Below are 24,158 nucleotides of genomic sequence, written 5' to 3' on the forward strand. Positions count from 1 at the left end.
TCAAGGAATGCCCACCCCAAACCAAAAACCCCCGCACGGCACAAGTCCGTACGGGGGCTGGCCAAGCAACACGTGAGAGGGCGCTGCTCAGGACTGGTTATTCGGGCTTGCGCATCGGCAGCGCACTGGGCGCGGGCGGCGGTTTGGGCGGGGTCCAGCCCGCTGGCACCGGTGCAGGCTTTTGCTCGCGCGCGTAATTCTCAAGGCTCGACAGCGAAGGACCGTAATCCTCGGTCGGCGCATGCAGCCACTTTTCGTCCATCGCGCGGGCAGCGGCCACGATATCGGCGGGCAGTTCTTTTTCACCGGCCACGGTAGTGAAATGGGTGAAGTAATTGATCATGCCCTCGGCCTGGCCCATCAGCATCCACGGTAACCACGGCGTCACGCGGCTCCACGCACCGATGTGCGGGATATGCGTCAGGTGCGGATTCTCAACGTCTTCGCGCTTTACCGTATAGATGAAGTGTTCCGAAACGCGGTTCATCACGCCCGAGCTTTCGCGCACCCACTTATCGGGCTGCAAGGCATTGGGATAGATCATGTCGATCCCGGTTTGCAGGATCATCGAACCATCGGGTCCATATTCCCAGTTTTGCAAGAACGGGATCTTGGTCGGTTCGGCCTTTTGCAAGCCGCCGTACGATGGCGGGCCCTGGATGAATTCGCTGATAGTGAAGTTGAACGGATCATTGGCAATCGGCACCACCTTCACCCGTTCACCGGTATAAGGATTGTCCCATTCCTTCATGATCTCGCCCGTCACCGGATCGCGATAGAACACGATTTCACGCAGCATCCGGCGATAGCTGCCGTCTTCCAGTTTCTTGGTCCGGACAAAGCTGAAGCCTTCGACGCCAAACAGCGTGCGGACTTTTTCGTTGGGCCGTACGCCCATCGCCTTACCCTTGATCCAGCCACACTTCTCCTTGGCCGGATCAATGTCGGCATCGATGCGGGCATATGTATCGCGCGTCCACTTGGGGTCTTTGAAATCGATCTTGGTGATAAAATCGAACTTCGGTTTGCCCTTGGGTGTTTTGCCCGCAGCAACAGCCGCAGTCGGCACAGCAGCCATGCCCGCCACCAGCGCGGCAAGGCCCAAGCTCTCACGGCGGGAAAAAGTGTTATCGTCCATTCGCGCCTGTTCCTTTGAAACCGGAATATCTGTATGGCCAACTTTGCGCCGTTTCATACAGCCTGCACTGTCCGGCCCGTGGTTGTCCGCCAAGCGGATAGCACCCCGCTGTGACCCTTGCCGAACAGTGCCCCGGCGGGCCATGTCAGCGCAAGCTTGATCGGGTTTGGCGCGATCAGCCAAGCGGAGTCGCTTCAATGCTCAATACTTTCCAGCAAGCCGATCATCCCATCCTGCCAAAAGCCACGGCTGATGAAGCCGCGCGGCAAGAATTCACCAAAAGCTTCAAGGGCTTCATCCAGTCAACGCTGCTTCCGGGCCTCACCCCGGTCTATCAGGGCCGCGTATCGAAGCGCTTTGAAAAGGACCATGGCCGCGCGCCGGTGGATCGCCGCGATATCCGCAGCGGCATGGTCAAGGACATGTATTTCCAGCATTATGCCGCCGCCAACCGCATTGCGCAGGAATTGCTGTGGGAATCGGTCACTGGCTCGATCGATCGCCAATTGCCCGAACTGATCGCCAAAGCGCGCGAACTTTCCGCCTCGACCAAGGCCGAACTGGTCATGCCCGAGGGCTTTACCGCGCCGCGCTATATCACCGCGCTCGACATTCACTGCATGCCCGGCGGCTATTGCGGCGAAGTGGCAGCGGGCGATATCTCGGTGGGCGCGCTCTATGATCGCGGCGTCTATCTTTATGCGATGGGCTATACCGGGCCGGACAACGATGATCTGGGCCGCTCGGTGGTGAATTATCTGAAGCGCCACAAGCCCGATTTCAAACCGCGCCGCATTCTCGATATGGGCTGCACCGTTGGCCATTCGACCCTGCCCTACAAGGAACTGTTCCCCGATGCCGAAGTGTGGGGCATCGATGTGGGCGGTCCATGCGTGCGCTATGCCCATGCCCGCGCGGCCGGAATGGGGCTGGAGGTAAACTTCGCGCATATGAATGCCGAAGAAACCACTTTCCCCGATGAGCACTTCGATCTGGTGGTCAGCCACATCCTGCTGCACGAAACCAGCGGCAAGGCCATGCCCCGCATCTTCAAAGAGGCGCACCGTGTGCTCGCGCCGGGCGGATTGATGATCCACGCCGATTTGCCGCCGTTCGACCTGATGGACCCGTTCACCCAGTTCATTCTCGACAATGAAACATGGTACAACAACGAACCGTTCTGGGGCGCAATGCGCGATATGGACCAGTTCGCGCTGGCGCAAAAAGCCGGGTTCGATCTGGCAAACGTGAAGTTCGATACGGCGCCGATGGCGGTGATGGAATTTGCCGCCGCCGCCGAAGGCTACAGCCAGGAAGCCTCCGAAGCCGTGGCCGAGCGTGATTTCACCGCCGGTGAATTTGCCCCCGGTGGTGGCTGGGAAGTGCTGATCGCGCACAAACCGTTGACACAGCAGATTGCCGCATGAACGGAATTGATATGACCGAAGCTGAACGCCCTCACGTCATCCGCCACGCGCGCGGCAAACGACCCGAATTTTATGATACGCCCGGCCTCGATCAGGCGATGTCGATGATCATGGTCTTGGCCAACGAGATGTCTGTGCTGCGCGACCGGCTCGACAGCGCAGAGCGCGCAGCCAAGGCAGCAGGCCTTGATCTTGCCGCCGGAATCGAAGCGCTCGAACTTGATCAGGCTGCATTGGAGGAGCGCGAAGAACGCCGTCAGGACTTCCTGCGCCGCCTGTTCTATCTGCAATTGAAAGACGCTGACGAAGCCGCGCAGGCCCAAACGGCCGAAGGCTTTACCGCGACGATTGAAGAGATCGCCCTACAGGATTGAGCTTGTCGAGGGGGAGCGGTGGGGAACGCGATCCCCGCCTATTTCCGCATCAACCGCACCGGCAGTTCATCCCGCACAAGCCCGTCCAGCTTGACCCGCGCGCGCCGATCCGCACGCCCGAACGCATCGACAAACAGCGTTGAAATCCGGGCGGCATCGGCCAGTTGCTCCACCTGCTTTGGCCCCGGCAGATCATAGCGGCAGATCGCACCGCCAAAGTAATGGTCCACCCCGTCCAGCACCAGACCATAGCGATGGCTGCCCGCCGCCGCTGCCTCAAACGGCATCAGATGCCCGCGCCAGCCTTCGCCATTGGTGGCGGTGATGCCGGGCACGATGTCCTTGGTGCCGGTTTGCACCAGTGCCGGAACCGCCAGCGCGGCATAGCCTTGCGCGGTGCACAAGGCCGGGATCGGCGCAGGCGGGCTGAACGCCACGACCGCGCGCACATTGGGATCGGAAAGAGGACCGCTCAACCCTTCGGGCACAACCGCTGCCGCGCCGCCCATCGTCAAAGCCACCAGCCCGCCATAGGAATGCCCTGCGGCAATCCACGGGCGTTGGCCAACATACGCTGATAAAACCCGCATATCCTCGATCCGCGCCTTCCAGCTGGCAAGGCCGGGAAAGTCCTTCGTGCGCGGATGTTCGACTGAGTCGACGTGTAGCGGCGCAAGGATTTGGAAGCCCGCCGCTGCCCAAGGTGCGAACACCCCTTCATAAAAGCGCGGCGATGATGCCGCACCATGGCTGAACAGGATCTGCGCCTTGGCTTTGCCGCGCGGTTTCCATTCACTGATGCGCACCTCGCGGCCATCCGGCCCCGCTAGCGTGAACTGGCGTTCCACCACTGGCGCTGACGCCATCGCGCCTGCTTGTGATGCCGCCAGCAGCGCACCGCTACCCGCCAACATGTCTCTGCGCGACATCTTCATTTGCGCCGAACCTTATGCAAAGCTTGCGCGCGCAATACAGCGTTGGCGCGAATGTCGGCCCAGAACTGACCAACGTCATGAAAATGCATCGATCCCCCCGGCAACGGATCAAGCCCCAATCCGGGCGCGGGCCACGCCACGGCAATGCCGCGCTGGCATTCCACAGCCACGGCCTGCCCCTGCAAAGCCTGCATGGCCCCCAGCCCCAGCGCACCGGGCACCACGCCTTTCGCTTCGGCTGAAAGCGCCAGCGGGCGACGCGCATCGAAAGTCACTGGATTGATGCAAGCAGGCTTGCCACATGGGCCGCGCCCTCGCTGTGACCCGCCAAAATTAACGGGCGGCCCTTGTTCTCGTGCGCCAAGTACCAGTCAAACGCCCTCGCTACATTTCCATAGGCCAGCGCGTTTGCTTGGTGCTGCCGCTGCACCGCGCTTTCATCGGTCCATTTTGAACCCATCAGATCCAGCGGATCAGGATTGAAAGCTGTGGCCGAGCGAGTCGTCGTCGGGTGAACCAAGAACACATCCACCGCTTGGCCAGACTGGGTATTCGCCATGCCTTGTGGTGCCTGTGTTAGTGGTGCCAGTGCTCCCTGTGTCCAATAAACCGATTGGCCATAATCCGGGATCGCGATTTCTGCCGCACGCCCGCGTTCCGGCGCAACCAACGCCATCAGCAAAAGCGTAAAGGCGAACTTCACCGCGCCAGTCCGGGCAGAGGGTGCAAAGTTTGCGTGCCAAAGAGCATCAGGGCCATCGGTAAAGGCGTCTCCCTTCGCGGCCAGCCAGAAGCGGCCAACGAAGGGAGACTGCCAGTGCAGGCGCGCGAGGCAAAGGCACGCCTACGGTTAACCGCGCATCGGATAAAGGTGCGTCCAAGTATCCGCACCAAACGCCCCATGCCCGAAAACTCTATAGTAAAGATATAGTTAACCAGCTGGAAAACGCACCTCTTACCATGTCGGAAATGGAGGCATAAACGCTGAAAGCGAAAAGAGGCGACCGCGCTCCAGAGCCAGATATGATACATACCAAAAGTTAATAGGTATCTGTCGATCGTTAAGGAAACAAACTTGCATCGGCTTTGCCAGTTGTTCAACAGCCCCGGCCTAATCCAGTATTTCCGAATATCGGAGGGGATTTTAAGATGTTAGCGTGGTTCGAGACGGTTGCTCCTATCCGTCAAAAGTTCCGTATCCTGTTAATCGTTTTGACGCTGGCCGGATCGCTCAACTTTGCGGGTGGTGCTCTGGCCACGGTCTTTCCGCAATCGGCCCAAGCTATCGGGCTAGGCTTTGCCGCCCTTTCCACCGCGCTCATCGTTGCGATCATGGTCATTGCCTCGGACCGGGTCTGCACGCCTTATGTCAACACGGTTGTGCGGATGGAGGCCCTTGCCGATGGTGATACCAACAGTCCTATCGACTACGGCCATCATGGCGATTGTGTGGGCCGAATGACCAGAGCCATGACCAAATTCCGGGCAAACAGCATCAAGGTTGACGAACTCGGCACTGCGCAAAAACGCATCATTGATGCAATGAACCATTCGCTTGCGCGTCTTGCCGAAAATGATCTGACTGTCGAAATCCACGACCCCTTCCCCGGCGATTACGAAGATCTGCGCATCAATTACAATCGCGGTGTCAAAACCATTGCCAGCGCTTTGGGCGAGATTCGCGGCCTGGCCGACAGTGTCTTGCGCGGGAGCGACGAAATCAACGCGGCTTCGGCCGATCTGGCCCAGCGTAACGAACGCCAGGCGGCCAATCTGCAAGTCGCTTCAAACGCAATGGGCGGCGTCACCGCCGCTTTGGCCCACACCGCAGCGCAAGCGCACGATGCGAACAAATCCGTCGCCAGCGCGGTTGGCCGGGCGCAGGAAGGGCAGGATATCGCCTCGTCGGCCACCACATCGATGCAGGAAATCGAGCGCTCATCTGAAGAAATCTCGCGCATTGTCAGCCTGATCGATGGCATTGCATTCCAAACCAACCTGCTCGCACTGAACGCCGGGGTTGAAGCGGCACGTGCTGGAGAGGCTGGCAAAGGCTTTGCCGTGGTCGCCACCGAAGTGCGCGCGCTAGCGCAACGCTGCACCGATGCCGCGCGCGATATCAAAGTGCTGGTCACCGCCAGTTCCGCCACGGTCTCGCAAGGCGTCAACACGGTGGAGCGCACCCGCGAAGTGCTCGTCGAATTGTCCACGCGCATCTCGGAAATCGATACCTTCATCAGCGAAGTGGCCAGCAAAACAGGCCAACAAGTGTCGCAATTGCGCGAAGTGACCGCCAACGTGGCCGAAATGGACCAGATGACCCAGCAAAATGCCGCGATGGTGGAAGAATCCGCCGCCGCCGCGCGCAGCTTGGCACGGCAGGCCAATACCCTGTCATCCAGCGTCGGCGCGTTCCGGATTGATGACAATGTGCGCCAGATGGCCCCACGCCCCGGTCAGCCACACCCCGCCACCCGTCCGGCCCCGATCGCCGCCCCTGCCCCTGCCCCTGCCCCTGCCCCTGCCAAGACGCTGCGCGCGCCAATGGTGCAAGGCAACCTTGCCGTTGCCGGTGAAGATTGGGACGAATTCTAAAGCCACGCTATTTCAACAATTCGCGCGCCTGGTCCCTGATCCGCATGGCCAGCGCGCGATACTCTTCGGCATTGGCGGATCGCGCGCGCCATGCTGCGGCAATCTGGCGGCTGCTTGACCAATCACTGACGGGCAAGCGCACCACCATCGCATCGCCGCCCACCTCGGATCGCAGATAGAGTTCGGGCAGGATTGCCAGCCCCACCCCGCTGCCCACCATCTGGTGGATCGAATCAAGGCTCGTGCCTTCGTAATCATGCAGGATTTCTGCACCGAACAGCGCACAGGCGCTTTGCACGATCTGGTGAAAGTGATGGCGGTGATCCAGCGTCAAAAAGCGCGTGCCCGCAAGATCGGCGCACTCCAGTCGCGGCTTGGCGGCCAGCGGGTGATGATCGGGGGCCACCACCGATAGCGGTTCATTAAACAGCGGCAGGATTTCCAGATCCTCGCCCGCAATCGGCTGCGGCCCCACCAGCATGTCCAACCGCCCCGCCACCAGATCGCGCGCTTGCTCGGCCGGAATGCCATCGCGGATATACAACCGCAGGTCCGGCTGTTCGGCATGGAGCGCGCCGATGATCGCGGGCATCAGGTATGGCCCCAGCGTCGGCGTCACCCCGAATCGGACAATCCCGGCCAATTGATTGCGTGATCGCGTGGCAAGCGCGCGAATATCGCGAATCTCCAGCATCACGCGCTTGGCCCGTTCGGCAATTTCTCGCCCCACGGGTGTCAATTCAGGCAGGCTTGACCCGCGATCAATCAAAATCGCGCCCAACCGCTCCTCCAGCGTTCGTAACTGATGACTAAGCGTTGGTTGCGAAATGTTGCACAACTGCGCTGCACGGCCAAAGTGTCGCAACTCGGCAACAGCAAGGAAATACTCGAGTTGTCGTAATGTTGGCACAAGGCCTCCGATAGATTTTATCTATCCTTTTGTGCCCAATCTTTCGATTAGACGCAAGGGCGGTTGCTTGTCATGAAAGACTCGCAAGGGAACAGAAAGGATGCCCCCCAGCAATGGCCCAGTTCCAGCAGTCCGGTCTAGTCACCCCGATGAAGTGCCGAACAGACGCTGGACTGACCGCCCTTTCCCCCTTGTCCGGAGACGGTGCGCAGCCAATCCGCGCCGTCTCCGCGCAGATTTTTGAAGACCAGTTTTCGAACATGCCGCGTGGTCGACTGACCCAACCCCCGGCGCGCGGCGTGCCACAGACCGGATGCCTGAACAGCGATGGCTCCCATGCCACTGCCGGCACCTGTGGACTACTGGCAGTGCGCGCCAAACACCCTGGCGGCGCGCACTGCCAGACCAATTACCAAGAGTGGCTGACTCCCGCCTGAAAGGCACCAAGACCATGTTCGCCCTGCTCACCGCCGCTGTTCTGTCGCTGGCTCCGCACACGCTGGAGGCCCACCACGATTATCGCCTGGCCACCAGCAATGGCCCGCAGGCGAACCGCGTTGAAAAGGACTGCCGCGCCACCGAAGGCATGGTCGTTTGCGCCAATCGCGCCAAGGCGCACCTGCGCTGGCGCATTACCAGCGATGATCTTGATGGGCAGGATAGCGCCAAAGGCCACCATGTCACCGCCTTGCGCACCCAGCACTTGCGTTGCGCCAATCCGGTGGAAGATGGCCTGCGCTGCATAAAGCCTACCCCCGCCCGAAGCTTCACACTGGGCAATTAGGGTCAGGCCCCACGCTCCAGCGCAGCGATGATGTGCTGGGCCAGCAAATGTGCCGTGCCTGATAACCCCGGCGCTTCAATCAGCGCAATTTCTGTATCATACAGTGGCGGCAGGCTGGCCCCTTCCGGCCCCGCATCGCCGCCCACCGCCATCAATCCCGGTGGCACCATTTCCAGCGGCAGCACGGTGATCCCCAGCCCCGCCCGCACGGCGGAAAGGCTGCCTGCAAGGCTGGTCGAGGTATAAGCGATGCGCCATGGCCGCCCGATGGCATCCAGCGCCTCGGTCGCGCGTTTGCGATAGACGCATGGTTCGGGCGATACGACCAGCGGCAGGCGCACCCGGTCGGCCACCGCCTGCCGGTCACGCGCCACCCACACGAGCGGTTCGCGCCACACCCGCACCCCGTCCTGCCGCTCTTGCGCAGGTTGGCGTTTGACCAGCACCAGATCGAAATCACCGGCGTGGAATCGCTCAACCAGGTTCAGCGTCAGATCGCAGGTCACTTCCAGTTCAACCAGCGGGTGCGCTTCGGCAAAGGCGGCCAGCACGGCGGGCAAATGCGCGGTGGCAAAGTCTTCAGGCACTCCGATCCGCACCGATCCGGCAATGTCAGGCTCAAACATCTCGGCCAAAGTCGCATCGTGAAGCCGCAGGATCTGGCGCGCAGGGCCGATCAACCGCTCGCCCTCGAACGTCATCGAAAGGCTGCGCGGTGTGCGCAAAAAAAGCCCCCGCCCCACTTGCTCTTCCAACCGCTTTAACTGCAACGAAATCGCCGATTGGGTGCGCCCCAGCCTTTCGCCCGCGCGGGTAAAGCTGCCCGTATCGGCAATCGTCACAAAACAGCGCAGCAGATCGATATCCAAGTTTCGTAATGCCATAGCGGCGCCTCTATCATTTACAAATGCAATGTTCAATATTTCAGATATTCGTTTCACAAATCTTTGATCGTGCTGCACCTGCTCACTCAACGAAAGGTTCAACACATGGCCCAGACCGCAATTTCCCGAACGCAGACAACAAGCATAACCCGCGCAGATGTTGCGCTTGGCATCATGGGCGCACTGCTTGCCGCCGCTGTCGTCACCGGCAATGTCGCGCTGACAACGCCTGGCGCGGCGCTGGCGGGCCTCAGCTTGCTGGTCACGCTGGTCGTCATCGCCTTTGCCCGCCGCCAGCTGCGCGCCGATCCGCGCCGCGCAACCTTCACCCGCCTTGCCACCGGGCTGGCGCTGGGCACTTTGCTCATGGCCTTTGCCTCTGACGCGCTGCTGTTGGCTGCGGGCTGGATCGTAACCGGACGCATGATGGCAGGCCTGATCGGCCATGTTGGTGGTTGGGACGAAGCGAAAGACGCCGCCCGCCGCGCCACCATCGCCTTTACCATCAGCGATCTGGCACTCACCGGCGCGGTCATCACGCTCGCGTTCATCGCCGGATCAACCAGCATCGTCGCAATCACCGCAGCGATCCCCGCGATGGCCGCTTCAATCACGCTCACCGCCGCGCTGCTGTTCGTGCTGGCCGCGATGGCCCGCTGCGCCACGCCGCCGTTTTCGGGCTGGCTGGTCGGCTCGCTCGCCGCACCAACGCCCGTCTCGGCGCTGATGCACGCAGGCTTCGTCAACGCCGGTGGCTTCTTGCTGGTACGCTTTGCCCCTGTCCTCGAAGCCTCGCCGATTGCCGGTTACACGCTGTTTGCCGCAGGCGTCATCGCCGCACTGGTAGGCAGCGCGATCATGCTGGTGCGCAGCGATGTGAAGGGCGCATTGGCCGCCTCCACCGTGGCGCAAATGGGCTTCATGCTGCTTACCATCGCGCTGGGCGCTTATGTCGCCGCGCTGTGGCACATGGTGGCGCATGGGCTGTTCAAGGCTTGGTTGTTTCTCGGCTCATCAGGCACGATTTCCACTGCACCGGTAGGCCCCAGAGGCCTTGCACGGCCGATGCCTGCGGTCATTGCGCTGGCAGTGCTGATCGTCATGGGCCTTGCACTCAATGCCGCCATCGCACCAGCCCTGCTCCCGCTGGGCCTCGCCCTTGCCGCCCTGCTCGGTGCGCTAACAGTCGCCGCCCGTAATGTCGGCCGCAGCGTCGACAATATCGCCCTGCTTGCGATTCCGCTGCTGCTGATCGCACTTAACGCCGCTGCGCTAACGGCATTGGGCACCGTCCAGGCCAATGCCGCTGCCCCGCTCCTGCCACCACTCGCCCAGTTTGCGCTGCTCTCGCTGTTCCTCGGCCTGTGGGTCGCCCAGCAGCGCGTGGGTGCGGGCGAGCGGCCCTTGCACCCTGCCATCATCGCCCGCCTTCTCAATGTCGGCACGCCCACCCCATCTTCTGGCCGGAAGGACTAACCCGATGCACGCAATAACCGGAACGCTCGCTGCCAATATCTCTGGCCATCCCGCTACCATCGTCAATCACAGCGAAACCCGCGCCGAACTGGCCGCACTGATCGATATTGCAGCCAACACCGTCGCCCCGCTCTGGCCGCTCGACAGCGCAATTGCAGTCAACCCGCTCTCTGGCTTTGAAGACCTGCCGTTTGAACAGGCGATCGGCGAAGCGGCTGCGCTGTTTGGCGCACGCGGATCGCTATCTTTGGCGCAATGGCGCGCGCTGATGGCCGAAGGCCGGATTGATTACGTTGCTTTGCGTAAAACCATCGTCGCAACGCTCGGCGGCTTGGATAGAGCGTTTGCCTCGCTCGGCCCCGATCTTAATGCCTATGATCTGCTGCTGGCGCGGTTGAACGATCTGCCGGTAGACGATGCCGCCCCTGCCCGCCGCCAGCTTGCCCCCGGTATTGCCGTGCTCACCCGCTGGATCGCCGCCTTTTTTGATCGCAAGGCCGCGCTCCCGCTCTATGGGCGTGAAAGTGGGCTATATGCTTGCGTGACCGAAAGCCTGCGCCACGATCCTGCGCTGCTGCGGTTAACAGACACCGCCGGCAAAGCGCTCATCCACAAGGCCCCTGCTGATCCACTCGAACTCATCGGCATCGCCATGCGGCGCGCCGAAATCGCGCAGGAAAACCGCATCACTTGGCTGCGCAGCCTTGTTGCCACCCTGCCCGGTTGGGCGGGCCACTTGCGCTGGCGCAATGAACACGGCGGCACCACGGCTACCGCAGGTGCGCCTGCCACGATGACAGAGCTGATCGCGCTGATCGCAATGGTGCAAAGCGCCACCAATCCCGCCCTCAATTCCACAGGCCCCGCGCCAGCACCAAAACTTGGCCACCTCACCGAGATCACGCTGCTCGGCCACTTCGGCCTGCCCGCCACGGCCCCTGATGAATGGAACGATGAAGCCCGCGCCCTGTTCAAAAAGATCGCGTGGATGGATGAAACCGCGCTCGGCCTGATTTTCCAGCAGGCCGCCGAGGCCAGCTACCTCGCCACAATTGCGCCTAAGCTCGAAAAAGCCTCGCAATGGCGCGAATTGAACCTTGAGCGTCCACAAGCGCAACTGGTGTTCTGCATTGATGTGCGGTCTGAACCGATACGCCGCGCGCTTGAGAGCCAAGGCCGCTTTGCAACGCTGGGCTATGCCGGGTTCTTCGGCCTGCCCATTGCGATCAACCCCGCTTGCGCTGCGCCCACCCGCAACCAGTTGCCGGTGCTCCTCTCGCCCTCGCATATCGTGCCCGAACGGGCGGTTCCGGGGCGTGAGGCACAAGCCACGGCCATGCTATCGCGCCATGCTGCGCTGGACGATGCACAGGCCATGCTCGATGCCACCAAGGGCGGAGCCACCGGCTTTGCCACGGCAGAGGCGACAGGGCCGCTGGCCGCCATCGCCATGCTCGCCCGCACGCTTGCCCCGCGCCTGACAGATCAGGTGCGGCGTGCCGTGGTGGGGGAACGCGGGAATGCCCTCACGCCCATCGCCTGCAACGATCACGATCCGGCCTTTAGCCTTGATCAAAAGATCGCCTATGCCAAGGGCCTGTTCGCGCTGACGGGCTTAACCGGTAAAACCGCGCGTCTCGTCGCGCTGGTCGGCCACGGCGGCTGCACCACCAACAATGCCTTTGCCGCCAGCCTTGATTGCGGCGCATGCGGTGGCAACCCCGGCGGCCCGAACGCGCGTCTGATGGCAGCGATCCTGAACGATGCGCAAGTGCGCCAAGGCCTTGCCGCACAAGGTATTGCCCTGCCGCAGGACACGTGGTTCATCGCCGCCCAGCACGATACCACGCAGGATATCGTCAGCGTGTTTGACCGCCAGCTCGTCCCCGCCAGCCACTTGTCTGATCTAGAACAGCTTGAACGCGCGCTGACCCGCGCCGGAGCCGTGACGCGCGATGAACGCGCCAAAGCTTTGGGGCGCGGCGCGGATGATCTGCTGACAGGGGCTGCCCATTGGGGCGAAGTGCGGCCCGAATGGGGCCTTTCGGGCAATGCCGCCTTCATCATCGCCCCGCGCACGATGACCAAGGCCATCAATCTTGGTGGCAGCGCTTTCCTGCATAGCTATGATTGGCAGCAGGACGATGATGGCAGCGCGCTGACCGCAATCATGACCGCGCCGATGGTGGTGGGCCAATGGATCAACAACCAGTACTTGTTCTCCACCATCGATAACGAAGCCTATGGCGCGGGCGACAAGACCACGCAAAACGTCGTCGGCGGGTTTGGCGTGGTTCAGGGTAGCGGCGGTGATCTGTGCACGGGCCTGCCCCGTCAATCGCTGTTCCGCGATGATGGCGTGCCCTACCACACCCCGCGCCGCCTCTCGGTGATTGTAGCTGCCCCGCTGCAACGCGTGCAAGACATTGTGCTAGAACACGATTCTGTCGGCAGACTGGTGGAAAATGGCTGGATCAACCTCGTCGTGATCGATCCGTGGAAGCACAAAGCCCATAGCTGGGTGCGCGGCGGTTGGGTGGCGCAGCAGATGTAATCTGCGGTTGCAGCAAAAAGTCCAGGCCCACCCCCGTCCCCTCCCGTAAACGGGAGGGGAGGAAGAACGGGAAAGCCCTCCCGTTTACGGGAGGGCCGCGAGACTTAACGAGCCGAAGGCGAGGTTGGTCGCAGCGGGGTGGGCAATGGCACAGCGCAGCCAACCATACCCCACTCAAGCCAGCGGCAACAACCCCGTCAGCACCATACGCACCAGATCGGCCTGCCCCGCAGCGCCGGTCTTGCCATAAATCCGTTTCGAATAATTGCGCGTCGTCTCCACCGTCAGGCCAAGCTCCAGCCCCGCCTCGACCAGTGGCTCCCCGCACGATAGCGCTTGCGCCAGCGCAGCCTCACGCGATGAAAGGCCGTACACGGCTTGCAACACTTGTGCGCCAACGCTGGCGTCCTCGCGCCGATCCGTGCGCACCACGCCGATTACTTGGGGCCGCGCGGCCGCTTCGGGCAAGGGCAGATCGGCGCGGCGCAGCAGCAGATCGATGCCGCGCCGCGCATCAATCCGCACCACATGCACCGCCGCATCGCCGTGGCGCGCCAGCGCTGCACAAGCCTGCTCCACCGCGCGCGCCGCATCGGGCAGCAAGGCCAGCCTGCGCCCTGCCGCTTGTCCCGGCTCGGGCGTGAACGCCAGCAACGTCTCGGCATGGGGATCAGCTGCCATCACCCGCCCGCTGCCATCCAGCGCAATTTGCCCCACGCCTAACCGGCCCAGCGCCGATTGCGCCAGCGCCGCCTGCAACCGCTGCGCATTCAACGCCACCAAAGTGCGCAAGGCTGATGCCAGATGCGGCGCTATCGCCGATAGAGTCGCCACCGCAGCCGCTGAAAAATCCTCACGCAGCCGCACCAGCACCAGCCAGGCATCCGCCGCCCCGCCCGCACTAACCCGTAGCCAGCGCGCATAACGGATGCCCATGTCCTCCAGCGCCGCGCGCTGCACCGCCAATTGCGCCGGATCATCATAATCCAGCATTTCATCCAGCGAGTAGACCCGCTCGGGCCGCAACTGGCCAAAAGGATGAAGCCGCAAAGCGTGCAGCCGGGCAAAGTCCAGACGCGGTTCTTGCGCCGCGCGCGGAGCCATCACATGGATCACCGCCGATTCCTGATCGGGCGCCGCATTGGCAAATTGCACCACCATAAACGCCCGCCGTGCCCCTGCCCGCGCCACCAGATTGCGCATGAACAGCCCGAACGGCGGTTCTTCCTGAATTCCCTCGATCAGGGGCAGGAAAAGCTCACGTTGATCAGCCGAAGTCGAAGCCATCGCCCACGCTCCCATGTGGGAGCGCGTGGGTCAAGTGGAAGCTGGCCTAAGGTCCTTCGACAAGCTCAGGACGAGCGGGAGGAGGGAAGAATGGCGCAAGTTCTGCCCTCCCGTTCACGGGAGGGCCGCGAGACTTAGAGAGCCGAAGGCGAACTTAGTCGCAGCGGGGTGGGCATGCGCTGCTCATCCAGCAGGCAAAGCCGCAATCTCGGCCAGCACCACCGCTGCATGTTCGGTCCGGCAGATCAGCAGATCGGGCATGTACGTTTCGGCCTGGTTATAGACCAGCGGCGATCCATCGATGCGCGAACAGTGCAGCCCGTGCGCGAGTGCGACCGCCACCGGCGCGCAGGAATCCCATTCGTACTGGCCGCCTGAATGCAGATAAATATCGGCATCGCCGAGAATCACCGCCATCGCCTTGGCCCCTGCACTGCCCATTGGCACCAGTTCTGCGCCCAACTTTTCAGCAATCGCCACCGCCTCGCGCGCGGGGCGCGTGCGGCTGACGACCATGCGCAAGGTTGCAGGCGCAGGCGGCACGATCTGCGGTTGATCGGTGCGCAAGACCACACCGGCCCCCGGCAGCGCGACCGCGCCAATGCTGGCCACGCCATCAATCGCCAGCCCCACGTGGACCGCCCAATCGGCGCGCGATTCGCCATATTCGCGCGTGCCGTCCACCGGATCGACAATCCACGTGCGGGCAAAGTTCAACCGGTCAAAGTTGTCCTTCTCCTCTTCCGAAAGCAGCCCGTCATCCGGGCGCTGTTCGCGCAAGGCATGGACAAGGAATTCGTTGGCCGCAGCATCGCCCGCTTTGCCCAGCGCCTTTGCCCCGAACACGCCGCTTTCGCGCACGGTCAGTAGCAATCGTCCTGCATAATCAGCAAGATGTGCGGCAAGTTCGGCATCAGTCATCAAGGCATCCTCATCAGCGCGTGCGCACCTGTGCACACCTGGTCCGATCGGCAAAGCTCCCAAACAGGAGCAAAGATCATCCGCCGCGCGAAACCGGAATCAGCGCGCCCGAAATATTGCGCGCCGCACCGCTCGCCAGAAACACAATCACTTGGGCCAAAGACGCGGGCTGCACCCATGCCGAGAAATCCGCATCGGGCATATCGGCGCGGTTGGTGGGGGTATCGATGATGCTCGGCAGCACGGCATTAACGGTGCAATCGGTGCCCGCCAGTTCCGCCGCAAGGCTCTCGGTCAGCTTGTGTACCGCCGCCTTGGATGCAGCATAAGCGCCCATGCCAGCCCCTGCCACCAGCGCCGAACCTGCACCAATGTTGACGATGGCCGCGCCCGCCGTAGTGCTGAGCACGGGCATTGCGGCGCGCGTCATATTGGCACATGTCATGGCATTCATGGCGAACATGCGCGCCCATGTGTCTGGCCCGCCATCGGCCAGCGGTTCCCACACAAACCCGCCCGCCACATTCACCAGCACATCAATGCCGCCTTGCGCCGCACCCACTTGCGCCACGACATTGGCCGCCGCCACCGCATCGGTCAGATCAACCCCGCCGATATCAATGCCGCCGGGGTTTTCGTCTGCTGCGCTTGGCGCAAAGTCCACTCGCGCCACACGGTCACCATTATCGCGGAATGCCTGCGCCACGGCACGGCCCAGCACCCCGAATCCCCCGGTCACGATGATTGAACGCAATGCCACTCTCCTGAAGTTTGAATTTGGACCAACCGTGCGGGATCAGGCCCGCAGCGTCAACCGCGCTTGCCCAACGTGCAAAATTACGCAGGGATGATATTGGGGCGCTGATATGAATTGCTGGCGCTGTTTAATCGATTGAATGTTATCAGCTAATGTTTGCGCACTATACCTTCAAAAAGGCGCATCATGGCCGAAACCAATTCAATAGTCAGCCAGATCGGCGATCTTGCTTCGGCAGGTGAGCGCATGATCGAGCGTCTCCGCCGCAAGGCCTTCCTTCCCGAAAGCCGCGCAATTGCTCGGCTGCTCGACAAATCGCATCCGTATGGCCGAAGACGATGGCCGCCGCCTTGGCTATTCGATGGAAGACATGTTGCGCATGCGCGAAGTGCTGGGCGCCTCGCCTGCCCGCGCAGCAGGCGATGTGCCCGCAATCATCGCGGTGCAGAATTTCAAGGGCGGCGTCGGCAAATCCACAGTTACTACGCACCTGGCGCACTATTTCGGCGTGCCGGGGTATCGCTTGCTGGTGGTCGATTGCGATAGCCAGGCGACGACGACAACGCTGTTCGGCTTCAACCCGCATTTTAACATCACCCGCGATGAAACGCTTTATCCCTATCTTTCCATCGACCCGACACAGACCGATCTGCTCTATGCGGTCAAGCGTACGCCATGGCCCAATGTCGATCTGATCCCGTCGAATCTTGAATTGTTCGATGTGGAATATGAACTGGCGGCATCGGGCGCGGATGGATACGGCCCGCGATTACGATATCGTGATCCTCGAACCGCCGCCCGCTTTGGGCACGATCAGCCTTCCGGTGATGCAAACGGCCAATGCGCTGCTGGTGCCGCTGGCGGCCACAACGCCCGACTTCTGCTCCACCGTCCAATTCCTATCGATGATGGACCAGGTGATTGCCCAGTTGATCGAGGCAGGCATTGCGGTCGATTACACCTTCGTCCGCCTGATCTGCTCCAAATTCGATGGCGGCGATCCCAGCCATGAAATGGTGCGCACGATCATGGAGCAGACCTTCGGCCCTGCCCTGTTGCCCGTGCCAATCCTTGAAAGCGCAGAGATCAGCCATGCAGCGCTGCGCATGATGACGATTTACGAACTGGACAAGGCCATTGGCACTCCGCGCACGCACAAACGCTGCAAGGCCAACCTTGATGAGGCGCTCGGCCAGATCGAACAACTGGTCCGCGCCGGATGGGGCCGCGTGGCGCCTGCCAGCGAAGTTGATGTAATCCATGCGTGAACTTGATGCTTTCTTACAGAGATGCGTTCATCATATGTTCTGCACTTTCCGATTCGGGGTGAGCCATGGCGCGTAAGCAATCTGATTATCTCGCCGCCCCCAAGCAGGACGATCAACCGGTCAAGGCGGCGCGGATCTATGAAGGCGCTTTTGGCTGCCCGGCGGTGACGGTGCAATCATCAAACCGTCAGGGCGTTACTCTGCGGCTCCACGCGGGCGCTGGTGTGGACAGCAAACGGATATTGGAAATCATCCGTGATGCCCTGGTTGATCTGGAGGAATCGGGACAAGGGCTTCAGCGCTGATGGCGATGCGCGCACACATCCAGTGTCTTGAGCCCGGAGGTTTCCCCGGGGAAACTTCTGTTGGCCAAGGATCTCGTGCGCACCGCAACTCTCCGGCAGCGCCCCTGCCCCACCCGCCCTTCACGCGCCTATTTCGACATTACCGGCGGGCGCGAACGCTGGCTGTATAAAGTGGCACGCAAGCATGCAGGCTGTAAGGGCGAGGAGGGCTTTGCCATTTCCACGCCGGTCCTGTTCGAGAAATCAGGCGCAGAGGGTGAATACCGCCGGTTCAAGTTTGAAACCCCGAAGCGGGCCGAGAAGAACGCACTCCCCGGCTACGGCTTGGCGGTAGAGACCGGGAAGGGTGCAGAACCCTTGCTGCGAATGCCGTGCGTGGATGGCAAGGACGGCGCGCAGACCATTCCGCAGCAAAGTCCCGATACACAGAATTCCGATTCATTAGGCACCGAAGGCAAACGGTCTTTGGCTGCGGATCAGGATTTGTTTCAGCGCGGTACGGCCCACACCAGTCGGACCCGCAAAAATGTTTCCCCGGGGAAACATCAGCCCGAGCTGATCAACGCCAGCGGCCTGGTCCGCAAATCCATCGCAAGCTTGAGCGATTCTGCGACCCGCGGTTTCATGACCGATGAGACAATCGAGCACTTGCGCCAGACCTGCCCGGGTTGGGATCTTCATACACTCCATGCCGGATTTGAGACATAGGTTAATGCCGATAGCGCGCGGCTACCCGCCAATTGGCAAAAAGCCTTCATCGGTTGGGTTCGCCGCCATCACGAAAAGCACGGCCAATGCGCCTCTGAATGAGAGCGTCGATACATCAGGAACAACATTTACGCAGGCGTCGACCTTTCAGGAACACATCATGCCGCTAAATGACCGGTAATCTGCTGAGTCGCAGCAGATCTGTCCGGCTTTAACTGTTCTAACTCTTTATAAACCCATCTAACCTTTACCGAAGCCTATATCGGCTTTGGATTATCGGATGAAAAACTTCGGCAGGCGTGGCACGAGTTTGGCACATGGGGAAGCAACCCGAAACCAAAGGCGCACTTTATAACTAAAGTTTAGTGCTTTTCATCACAACTTACGGCCGCGTCATGCCTTATATAGCATCATGAAAACAATATTGATGGACCTTCAAAAACAGTTCAGCAATAATGATCAAGAATCGGTATAGAAGTTACGTCCTCAGGGGTCACAATGAAGCATCTTTTGGTTTCTCTCACCGCCGCATCATTGATTTCAGCCCCTGCGGTTGCTGCACCCAAGCAAGCCAAGCCCTCCAACGCCGAAAAGCTGCAACGCAAGGCTGTCGCTGATGTGCCACGCTGCGACCGCAAGTTGGGCACCATTTCGATCATGGATGGAGATGATCCTACAGGATGGGCGCAGTTCAGCCTGGCACCCCCGCAAAAACTGCTCAAGGTAATCGTACAGCGCTCTGGTTGCTTCAATCTGGTTGATCGGGGGAGCGGCCTGAATGCCGCACGGCTTGAGCGCGAAATTGGTGCGGGCTTGGGTCTTCAACGCAAATCCAACGTCGGCCAGAACCAGATCAAGGCCGCCGATTATGTGCTTGTCGCCGAAGTACAGGCTTCAAACGGTAATGCTCAAGGCAGCGGGGCCGTCGGTGCCATCGGCGGCATTCTGGGCGGTCCGTTTGGCGGATTGCTTGGTGGCATCCGCAGCCGCAAGCTTGAAGCCAATACCGTGCTATCGGTCACCAACGTCCGCACTACTGAAACCATCGCCACAGTGGATGGCTATGCGGCCAAAAACGATATCGGCATTGGCGGCGGCGGTGTGTTTTTCGCAGGGATCGGTGCAGGGGCCGTGGGTGGCGGTTATGATAGCACCGATATCGGTCGCATTGTCACGCTGGCATTCATTGATGCCTACACCAAGCTCGTTACCGAACTGGGCGGCGTACAGGCAGGCAGTGCCGGCACCGCCGAGGCATCACCCACCAAAAGCTTCACTGCCATCGGGCCAAGCGCGATGCGCAAGACAGCAGCCGCAGGCGGCGCTGTGATCCGCACGCTGCCTGTGGGTTCCATCGTCTATCCCACTGGCAACAAGCAGGGTTTGTGGTGGGAAGTTGCCGATGAAAATGACAATGTGGGTTGGGTATTGAATACGAAATTGCAACCGGCAAACTAAGTAGCGCCAATAGGTTAAGCTTTCTATACAAACAGAAGGGGAGCGAAACTGTTGCGCAACGGAGCGGTAATTGGCACTTGGTTCAGGGAACTATTCTTTGGACAGGAGTGATACTGATGACTGACCCTAAAGCCATGATTCAAACCATGATCGCGCTTGCCTCGGCTTCGTTTGGCCTTGTGGCAGCACTGGCGTGGAACGAGGCGATCAAGGCGACTTTGGCCCTGCTGGGCATGGGCGATGATCTGGCCGGGCTCTACAGTTATGCCATTATTGCCACTGTTCTGGCGATTGTAGTGCTGCGGCTATTGGGCCGGATCGCGGCGAAGATCGGCGGCGATGCAGCTTTCGTGCGCGAGGCTGAGGGCTGATACCGCTTCGGAGCGTGACAAGCGGCTTGCACAAGTCTATATTCGGACCGAATTAAGACCGGAGCCGGACCCATGGGCCTTGAAACGCGTATCAAACCGATCAGCTATCTCAAGGCCAACAGCGCCGAGGTGATCCGCGAATTGAACGAGGGCGCGCCGCCTTTGATCATCACCCAGAACGGTGAGGCAAAGGCGGTGTTGCAAGATGCCGCCAGCTATTACCAGATGCAGGAAACCCTTGCGCTGCTGAAGATTCTGGCAATGACGCGGGATAATATTGCGGCAGGGAAGGTACAGCCTATCGAGGGCCTTGCTGATCGCATTCGCGCTAAGGCGGTGAAGCGGACAGGCAAATGATCGCCAGCGCTACTGTCATTATTGATGACGAAGCCGCAGATGAACTGTATGAAATTTATGTAGCACGATTGGATCAGCACGGACCAGATGGCCATGATGGAGCCGAGGCTTTGCTGGATGGCCTTATGGCGACAATCGAAAGCTTGACCATGTTTCCCGAACGCGGCCCGATCCCGCCCGAACTCGAAGCGCTGGGCGAACGCCATTGGCGGCAGATTTCACACGCGCCCTATCGCATTATCTATCTGCTAGAGGGCGATGCCGTCACCATCGCTCTGGTCGCCGATAGCCGCCGCGATTTTGGCAGCCTGTTGCACAAGCGCCTGTTGAACGCGGGCTAATTCAGGCGATGCCGTGTTCACGCAGCAGACCGGGGATGCGCGATTTCAACTGGAAAAAGCCCTTGGTGCAGTGCGGCCATGCAAGCCGGTCCCAGTCGCGCTGGTGTTCTGCCAGTGGGATGCCCTGCGCAGCAAGGGCAGTGGCCAATTGCGCCAAGGCGCTGGCGACAGGCCCTGTAGGCGCAAAGCCTGTGACGATTTGCGTGCAGCCGTAAGCGCGGGTGAACTCTACCAGGTCGTCTGCATTCTCCCGCGCAGGGCACTGCCAATGCGCCGATGCACGGGCCAGCGCGTCTGACAGCGCCATATCGTCTGCGGCGGACCGCGCAAGGTCGGGCAGTGTGGCCACCGCGCGGATGTCCATCGCTGGAAGCACCGTCTCCAGCGCGCAATCCTCGAGCGTGATCAGCACAAGCGTCGGTTTCGCGGGATCGGGCTGCTGTGGCGTGCGCAAGGGGATACGCGGGGTCAGGGGCGTGTCCTGCGGGATGCGCGCCTCCTGCGACAGACCCTGTGCCTGCAATGCGCCGCCGGTCATCGTGGCGATGCGGTCTGCATCGGCGAGATAGGCTTTGCCCGCCGTGTGCAGACCGGCCACCCAGCGCCAGCTCAGCGTGTTTGAGGCAGGGTCGGCATCGATCAGGCGGTCATAGGTCCAGGCCGCGCCCGATTGCCACGGCAGGCCCAGCGTGAAGGTCCAGATCGAGGCGACCTGCATCCGCGCCCAATTGTGGAGGTAGCCCGTTTCGGCCAACTCGCGCGCCCAGTGATCGAACGCGGCGATGCCGGTGCGGCCTTCGATGGCGGCGGTGATGGCGCGGGCGATGGCGGGATTGGCCTGCTGCGATGCGGCTTGTTCCTGCGCTTGCGCCCACACCCCGGGGCGCGCTTCCAGCCAGCCCTTCCAATACGTGCGCCAGAATACTTCGGCGATAAACTTCTCTGCGCGATCAAAGGGATGTGCGGAAAGCACCGCGCGCACAACTTCGTCCTCGCCAATCACGCGGCGGCGCAGCGCGGCGGACAGGCGCGAGACGTCACTGTGTGCGCCATCGGTGGCCACGAAATTGCGCCGCGCGGCATAAGCGCTGCCTGCTTGTGGCACGAAGGCCTCCAGACGGGCGAGGGCTGCGCTGCGGGTAAGGGGAAAATCGGTCATCACCGCCGCATTACGCGGGCAGGGCGCGGGCGACGACGTGGCAGCATGGCCATGTTGTGTTGCAGGCAGGTTGAGGGCAAAAGCCGTGCGATGTTCAAACCTTTCGCCAATTTGCCGCGCCCGGTGGTGGTGCTGGGCCTTTCGGGATGGTTGCCGCAAGCGATTTGCCTTTGGCTGGTGGCAGGCGGCGGACCGCTGGGATGGAGCGCGCTGGCGGCGGGGTGCTTTTATGCCGCGCTGATCCTGTCGTTCCTTGGCGGGATGTGGTGGATGACCGCGCTATTGCGCGGCGCGCGCCATGCCGAGATTTATGTCGTGGCGGTGCTGCCCAGCCTGATCGGGCTGGCCGCGCTTGTGCCTTGGACGCTGGGCTGGAACTGGCCGGGGCCTGCGCTGGTACTGCTGGGGCTGTTGCTGCTCGCCAGTCCGCTGGTGGACAAGTGGCTGGCGCGGATGATGGAATTGCCCGCCGGGTGGCTGGCCTTGCGCATGGCGATGGCGGGCGGCTTGGGGGCCTTGACGCTGGCGCTGGCCTGGGCCGAACAGGGGTTGGCGGGGCGGTAGATTTCCTGCAACAGGTGTGAGCGTTGCGGGTCTTGGAATAGTTTCACGCAGAGACGCAGAGAAGAAGGGGAGGCGCAGAGATGTGGCGCGTAGCCGGAGGCCGCTTTCCTTCTGTAAGCGTGCGTAAGAAGAGCGGCTGCGCCGCAACAGCCCTCCCCCGCGTCTCCTTTCTTCTCTGCGTCTCAGCGTGAAACAATCTTCAGCTATGCAGATAGACCGCGCGTTCATGGCTGAACGCCTTGAAGCCGAAGTAGCCGTGGTAGCTGCCGCTGCCTGAATGGTTCACCCCGCCAAACGGCAGGTTGTTTTCCAGATAGTGCGAGAACACACCGTTGACGGTGACGCCGCCCGACGAGGTTTCGTTCAAAACTCGCGCCACATTGGCCTCGTCAGGGCTGTAAACATAGAGCGCCAGCGGCTTGTCGCGTGACTGGATATAGCCGATGGCCTGATCGAGCGTTTCGTAAGTCATCACCGGGATCACCGGCGCGAAGATTTCCTCTTGCAGGATCTTCATTTGCGGGGTGACGTCGGTGAGCATCGTGGGGTGGATCGTCAGATCATCGGCTTCGAGCATGCCACCTGCGGCCACGGTTGCGCCCTGTGCCACCGCATCATCGAACAGCGCCTTGACCCGCGCGAAATTGGCGGGGTTGACGATCTGCGCGATGGAATCCTTCTTGATTGCGCCGTCTTCATAAAGATTGGCCGCAACATTGGCCTGGAACCCTTCGACCAGCGCTGCCTGGTCTTCGGCGCGCACGAAGACATAGTCCGGGCTGATGCAGGCCTGCCCGCCGTTGAACTGTTTGGCTGCGGCCAATTGCGCCGCAATCTTGCCGATGTCTGCGCCCTGATCGACGATGACCGGCGATTTACCGCCGAGTTCCAGCGTGACACTGGCGAGGTGCTTGGCGGCGGCAGCCATCACGATTTTGCCGACGCGGGTGCTGCCGGTGAAGAAGATGTGATTGAACGGCAGTTCGAGCAGCGCGCTGGCGACGCTGACATCGCCTTGCAATACCGCCACTTCGCTTTCATCAAAGGCATCGGCGATGATCGCTGCGGCCACTTTTGCGGTGGCTGGGCACAGATCGGTCAGCTTCACCATGCAGCAATTGCCCGCAGCAACCGCGGCAGCCACAGGGCCGAGCGCGAGGCCGAGCGGGAAGTTCCACGGGCCAAGGATAAGGCACACGCCGCGCGCTTCATAGATGATCCGCGCCTTGTCAGCCGGGTTCATCGACGTAGCAACTTCGGTCGGCGTCATCCACGCATCGAGATTATCGATATTGCGCTGGATATTGCCGGTGACGTTGAGCACTTCGGTGACGCGGATTTCGCCCACCGGTTTGCGCGTGTCTTCCAGAACGGCGGCGATGATCGCATCGGTGTGCGCTTCGACGGCGGCTTTCAGCTTGGCCAGCTTGGCCTTGCGCTGATCGGCGCCGGTGGCCTTTACCTTCCACTGGTTGGCCTGTTGCAGGGCGAAAATGCGGGCGATGTCTGCGGAAAGATCGGCTGCTGTTGGCTGGGTCTGGGTCATGGGAATGCTCGGCCTTGAACGGTTGGTATGGATTGACCC

The 24,158-nt window shown here is 61.3% G+C and carries 24 protein-coding genes and 2 pseudogenes; 15 read left to right on the forward strand and 11 right to left on the reverse strand.

Going from position 1 to position 24,158, the window contains the following annotated elements:
* Positions 1-97 precede the first annotated feature (97 nt).
* On the reverse strand, positions 98-1,138 hold the full coding sequence (locus IP81_RS14320) for a DUF1838 family protein (RefSeq protein WP_054108729.1): 1,041 nt from the start codon (positions 1,136-1,138) through the stop codon (positions 98-100).
* Positions 1,139-1,335: 197 nt separating this feature from the next.
* Here IP81_RS14320 and IP81_RS14325 point away from each other — a divergent pair, with 197 nt between their 5' ends.
* Entirely contained in the window at positions 1,336-2,565 is a 1,230-nt protein-coding gene (locus IP81_RS14325) for a class I SAM-dependent methyltransferase (protein ID WP_054108689.1), read from the forward strand.
* On the forward strand, positions 2,562-2,939 hold the full coding sequence (locus tag IP81_RS14330; RefSeq protein WP_197274645.1) for a hypothetical protein: 378 nt from the start codon (positions 2,562-2,564) through the stop codon (positions 2,937-2,939). The genes IP81_RS14325 and IP81_RS14330 overlap by 4 nt, the downstream gene beginning before the upstream one ends.
* 38 nt (positions 2,940-2,977) lie before the next feature.
* Here the strand turns inward: IP81_RS14330 and IP81_RS14335 are convergent, their stop codons facing one another.
* The 3 genes from IP81_RS14335 to IP81_RS14345 are packed head-to-tail and all read right to left on the reverse strand — an operon-like array spanning position 2,978 to position 4,577.
* Positions 2,978-3,874 (reverse strand): lysophospholipase, encoded by an 897-nt coding sequence (locus IP81_RS14335; protein WP_054108690.1) that lies wholly within the window; start codon positions 3,872-3,874, stop codon positions 2,978-2,980.
* Positions 3,871-4,149, reverse strand: coding sequence for a hypothetical protein (locus tag IP81_RS14340; RefSeq protein ID WP_054108691.1), 279 nt, complete (start codon positions 4,147-4,149; stop codon positions 3,871-3,873). Before IP81_RS14340 ends, IP81_RS14335 begins: the two co-directional genes overlap by 4 nt.
* A complete protein-coding gene (locus IP81_RS14345) occupies positions 4,146-4,577 on the reverse strand; it encodes a DUF3089 domain-containing protein (protein WP_054108692.1) in 432 nt (143 codons plus the stop codon). Before IP81_RS14345 ends, IP81_RS14340 begins: the two co-directional genes overlap by 4 nt.
* Positions 4,578-5,023: 446 nt before the next feature.
* On the opposite strand from IP81_RS14345, the gene IP81_RS14350 reads away from it, so the two are divergent.
* Positions 5,024-6,469, forward strand: coding sequence for a methyl-accepting chemotaxis protein (locus IP81_RS14350; protein WP_054108693.1), 1,446 nt, complete (start codon positions 5,024-5,026; stop codon positions 6,467-6,469).
* A gap of 7 nt (positions 6,470-6,476) precedes the next feature.
* Here IP81_RS14350 and IP81_RS14355 read toward each other — a convergent pair whose 3' ends face one another.
* Positions 6,477-7,379: a hydrogen peroxide-inducible genes activator gene (locus tag IP81_RS14355; RefSeq protein ID WP_054108694.1), complete on the reverse strand. Its 903-nt coding sequence runs from the start codon at positions 7,377-7,379 to the stop codon at positions 6,477-6,479.
* 113 nt (positions 7,380-7,492) lie between these two features.
* On the opposite strand from IP81_RS14355, the gene IP81_RS20480 reads away from it, so the two are divergent.
* Positions 7,493-7,816, forward strand: a complete 324-nt coding sequence (locus IP81_RS20480; protein ID WP_197274646.1) for a hypothetical protein — start codon at positions 7,493-7,495, stop codon at positions 7,814-7,816.
* Between the two features lie 14 nt (positions 7,817-7,830).
* Entirely contained in the window at positions 7,831-8,163 is a 333-nt protein-coding gene (locus tag IP81_RS14360; RefSeq protein WP_197274647.1) for a hypothetical protein, read from the forward strand.
* 2 nt (positions 8,164-8,165) lie between these two features.
* Here IP81_RS14360 and IP81_RS14365 read toward each other — a convergent pair whose 3' ends face one another.
* Positions 8,166-9,047: a LysR substrate-binding domain-containing protein gene (locus IP81_RS14365; protein ID WP_054108696.1), complete on the reverse strand. Its 882-nt coding sequence runs from the start codon at positions 9,045-9,047 to the stop codon at positions 8,166-8,168.
* 105 nt (positions 9,048-9,152) lie between these two features.
* On the opposite strand from IP81_RS14365, the gene IP81_RS14370 reads away from it, so the two are divergent.
* Both IP81_RS14370 and IP81_RS14375 read left to right on the forward strand, forming a co-directional pair.
* The gene (locus tag IP81_RS14370) at positions 9,153-10,523 is read left to right on the forward strand and encodes a proton-conducting transporter membrane subunit (RefSeq protein WP_157573240.1); all 1,371 of its coding nucleotides are present in this window, start codon (positions 9,153-9,155) and stop codon (positions 10,521-10,523) included.
* Positions 10,524-10,527: 4 nt separating this feature from the next.
* Entirely contained in the window at positions 10,528-13,077 is a 2,550-nt protein-coding gene (locus IP81_RS14375) for a DUF2309 domain-containing protein (protein WP_054108698.1), read from the forward strand.
* 174 nt (positions 13,078-13,251) lie between these two features.
* On the opposite strand, the gene IP81_RS14380 is transcribed toward IP81_RS14375, so the two are convergent.
* The 3 genes from IP81_RS14380 to IP81_RS14390 all read right to left on the reverse strand — a co-directional run bounded on the left by IP81_RS14380 (position 13,252) and on the right by IP81_RS14390 (position 16,039).
* Positions 13,252-14,364 (reverse strand): hypothetical protein, encoded by a 1,113-nt coding sequence (locus IP81_RS14380; RefSeq protein ID WP_054108699.1) that lies wholly within the window; start codon positions 14,362-14,364, stop codon positions 13,252-13,254.
* Positions 14,365-14,547: 183 nt separating this feature from the next.
* Positions 14,548-15,285: a 3'(2'),5'-bisphosphate nucleotidase CysQ gene (locus tag IP81_RS14385; RefSeq protein ID WP_054108731.1), complete on the reverse strand. Its 738-nt coding sequence runs from the start codon at positions 15,283-15,285 to the stop codon at positions 14,548-14,550.
* A gap of 76 nt (positions 15,286-15,361) precedes the next feature.
* Positions 15,362-16,039: an SDR family NAD(P)-dependent oxidoreductase gene (locus IP81_RS14390; protein WP_054108732.1), complete on the reverse strand. Its 678-nt coding sequence runs from the start codon at positions 16,037-16,039 to the stop codon at positions 15,362-15,364.
* 189 nt (positions 16,040-16,228) lie between these two features.
* Here IP81_RS14390 and IP81_RS14395 point away from each other — a divergent pair.
* From IP81_RS14395 to IP81_RS14425, 7 genes and pseudogenes are all read left to right on the forward strand, one after another.
* Positions 16,229-17,310 (forward strand): annotated as a pseudogene (locus tag IP81_RS14395) (AAA family ATPase).
* Between the two features lie 65 nt (positions 17,311-17,375).
* A complete protein-coding gene (locus IP81_RS14400) occupies positions 17,376-17,615 on the forward strand; it encodes a hypothetical protein (RefSeq protein ID WP_054108700.1) in 240 nt (79 codons plus the stop codon).
* 123 nt (positions 17,616-17,738) lie between these two features.
* Positions 17,739-18,425 (forward strand): annotated as a pseudogene (locus tag IP81_RS14405) (replication initiator protein A); the annotation flags it as partial.
* 396 nt (positions 18,426-18,821) lie between these two features.
* Complete coding sequence (locus IP81_RS14410) at positions 18,822-19,781, forward strand: CsgG/HfaB family protein (protein WP_054108702.1); 960 nt, start codon at positions 18,822-18,824, stop codon at positions 19,779-19,781.
* A gap of 116 nt (positions 19,782-19,897) precedes the next feature.
* Positions 19,898-20,152, forward strand: a complete 255-nt coding sequence (locus tag IP81_RS14415) for a DUF5654 family protein (protein WP_054108703.1) — start codon at positions 19,898-19,900, stop codon at positions 20,150-20,152.
* A 72-nt stretch (positions 20,153-20,224) separates the two neighbouring features.
* Positions 20,225-20,509, forward strand: a complete 285-nt coding sequence (locus IP81_RS14420; RefSeq protein ID WP_054108704.1) for a type II toxin-antitoxin system Phd/YefM family antitoxin — start codon at positions 20,225-20,227, stop codon at positions 20,507-20,509.
* Entirely contained in the window at positions 20,506-20,850 is a 345-nt protein-coding gene (locus IP81_RS14425; protein WP_054108705.1) for a type II toxin-antitoxin system RelE/ParE family toxin, read from the forward strand. The genes IP81_RS14420 and IP81_RS14425 overlap by 4 nt, the downstream gene beginning before the upstream one ends.
* A gap of 1 nt (position 20,851) precedes the next feature.
* Here the strand turns inward: IP81_RS14425 and IP81_RS14430 are convergent, their stop codons facing one another.
* Positions 20,852-22,009 carry an FAD-binding domain-containing protein gene (locus tag IP81_RS14430; protein ID WP_082356180.1) on the reverse strand — a complete coding sequence of 386 codons (1,158 nt, stop codon included), beginning with the start codon at positions 22,007-22,009 and terminating at the stop codon, positions 20,852-20,854.
* 90 nt (positions 22,010-22,099) lie between these two features.
* Here IP81_RS14430 and IP81_RS14435 point away from each other — a divergent pair, with 90 nt between their 5' ends.
* Positions 22,100-22,573 (forward strand): DUF3429 family protein, encoded by a 474-nt coding sequence (locus IP81_RS14435; RefSeq protein WP_082356185.1) that lies wholly within the window; start codon positions 22,100-22,102, stop codon positions 22,571-22,573.
* A gap of 199 nt (positions 22,574-22,772) precedes the next feature.
* Here IP81_RS14435 and IP81_RS14440 read toward each other — a convergent pair whose 3' ends face one another.
* Positions 22,773-24,119 carry an aldehyde dehydrogenase family protein gene (locus IP81_RS14440; protein ID WP_054108706.1) on the reverse strand — a complete coding sequence of 449 codons (1,347 nt, stop codon included), beginning with the start codon at positions 24,117-24,119 and terminating at the stop codon, positions 22,773-22,775.
* Positions 24,120-24,158: the final 39 nt, after the last annotated feature.

The organism is Novosphingobium sp. AAP83 (assembly GCF_001295795.1).
GTDB lineage: Bacteria > Pseudomonadota > Alphaproteobacteria > Sphingomonadales > Sphingomonadaceae > Novosphingobium.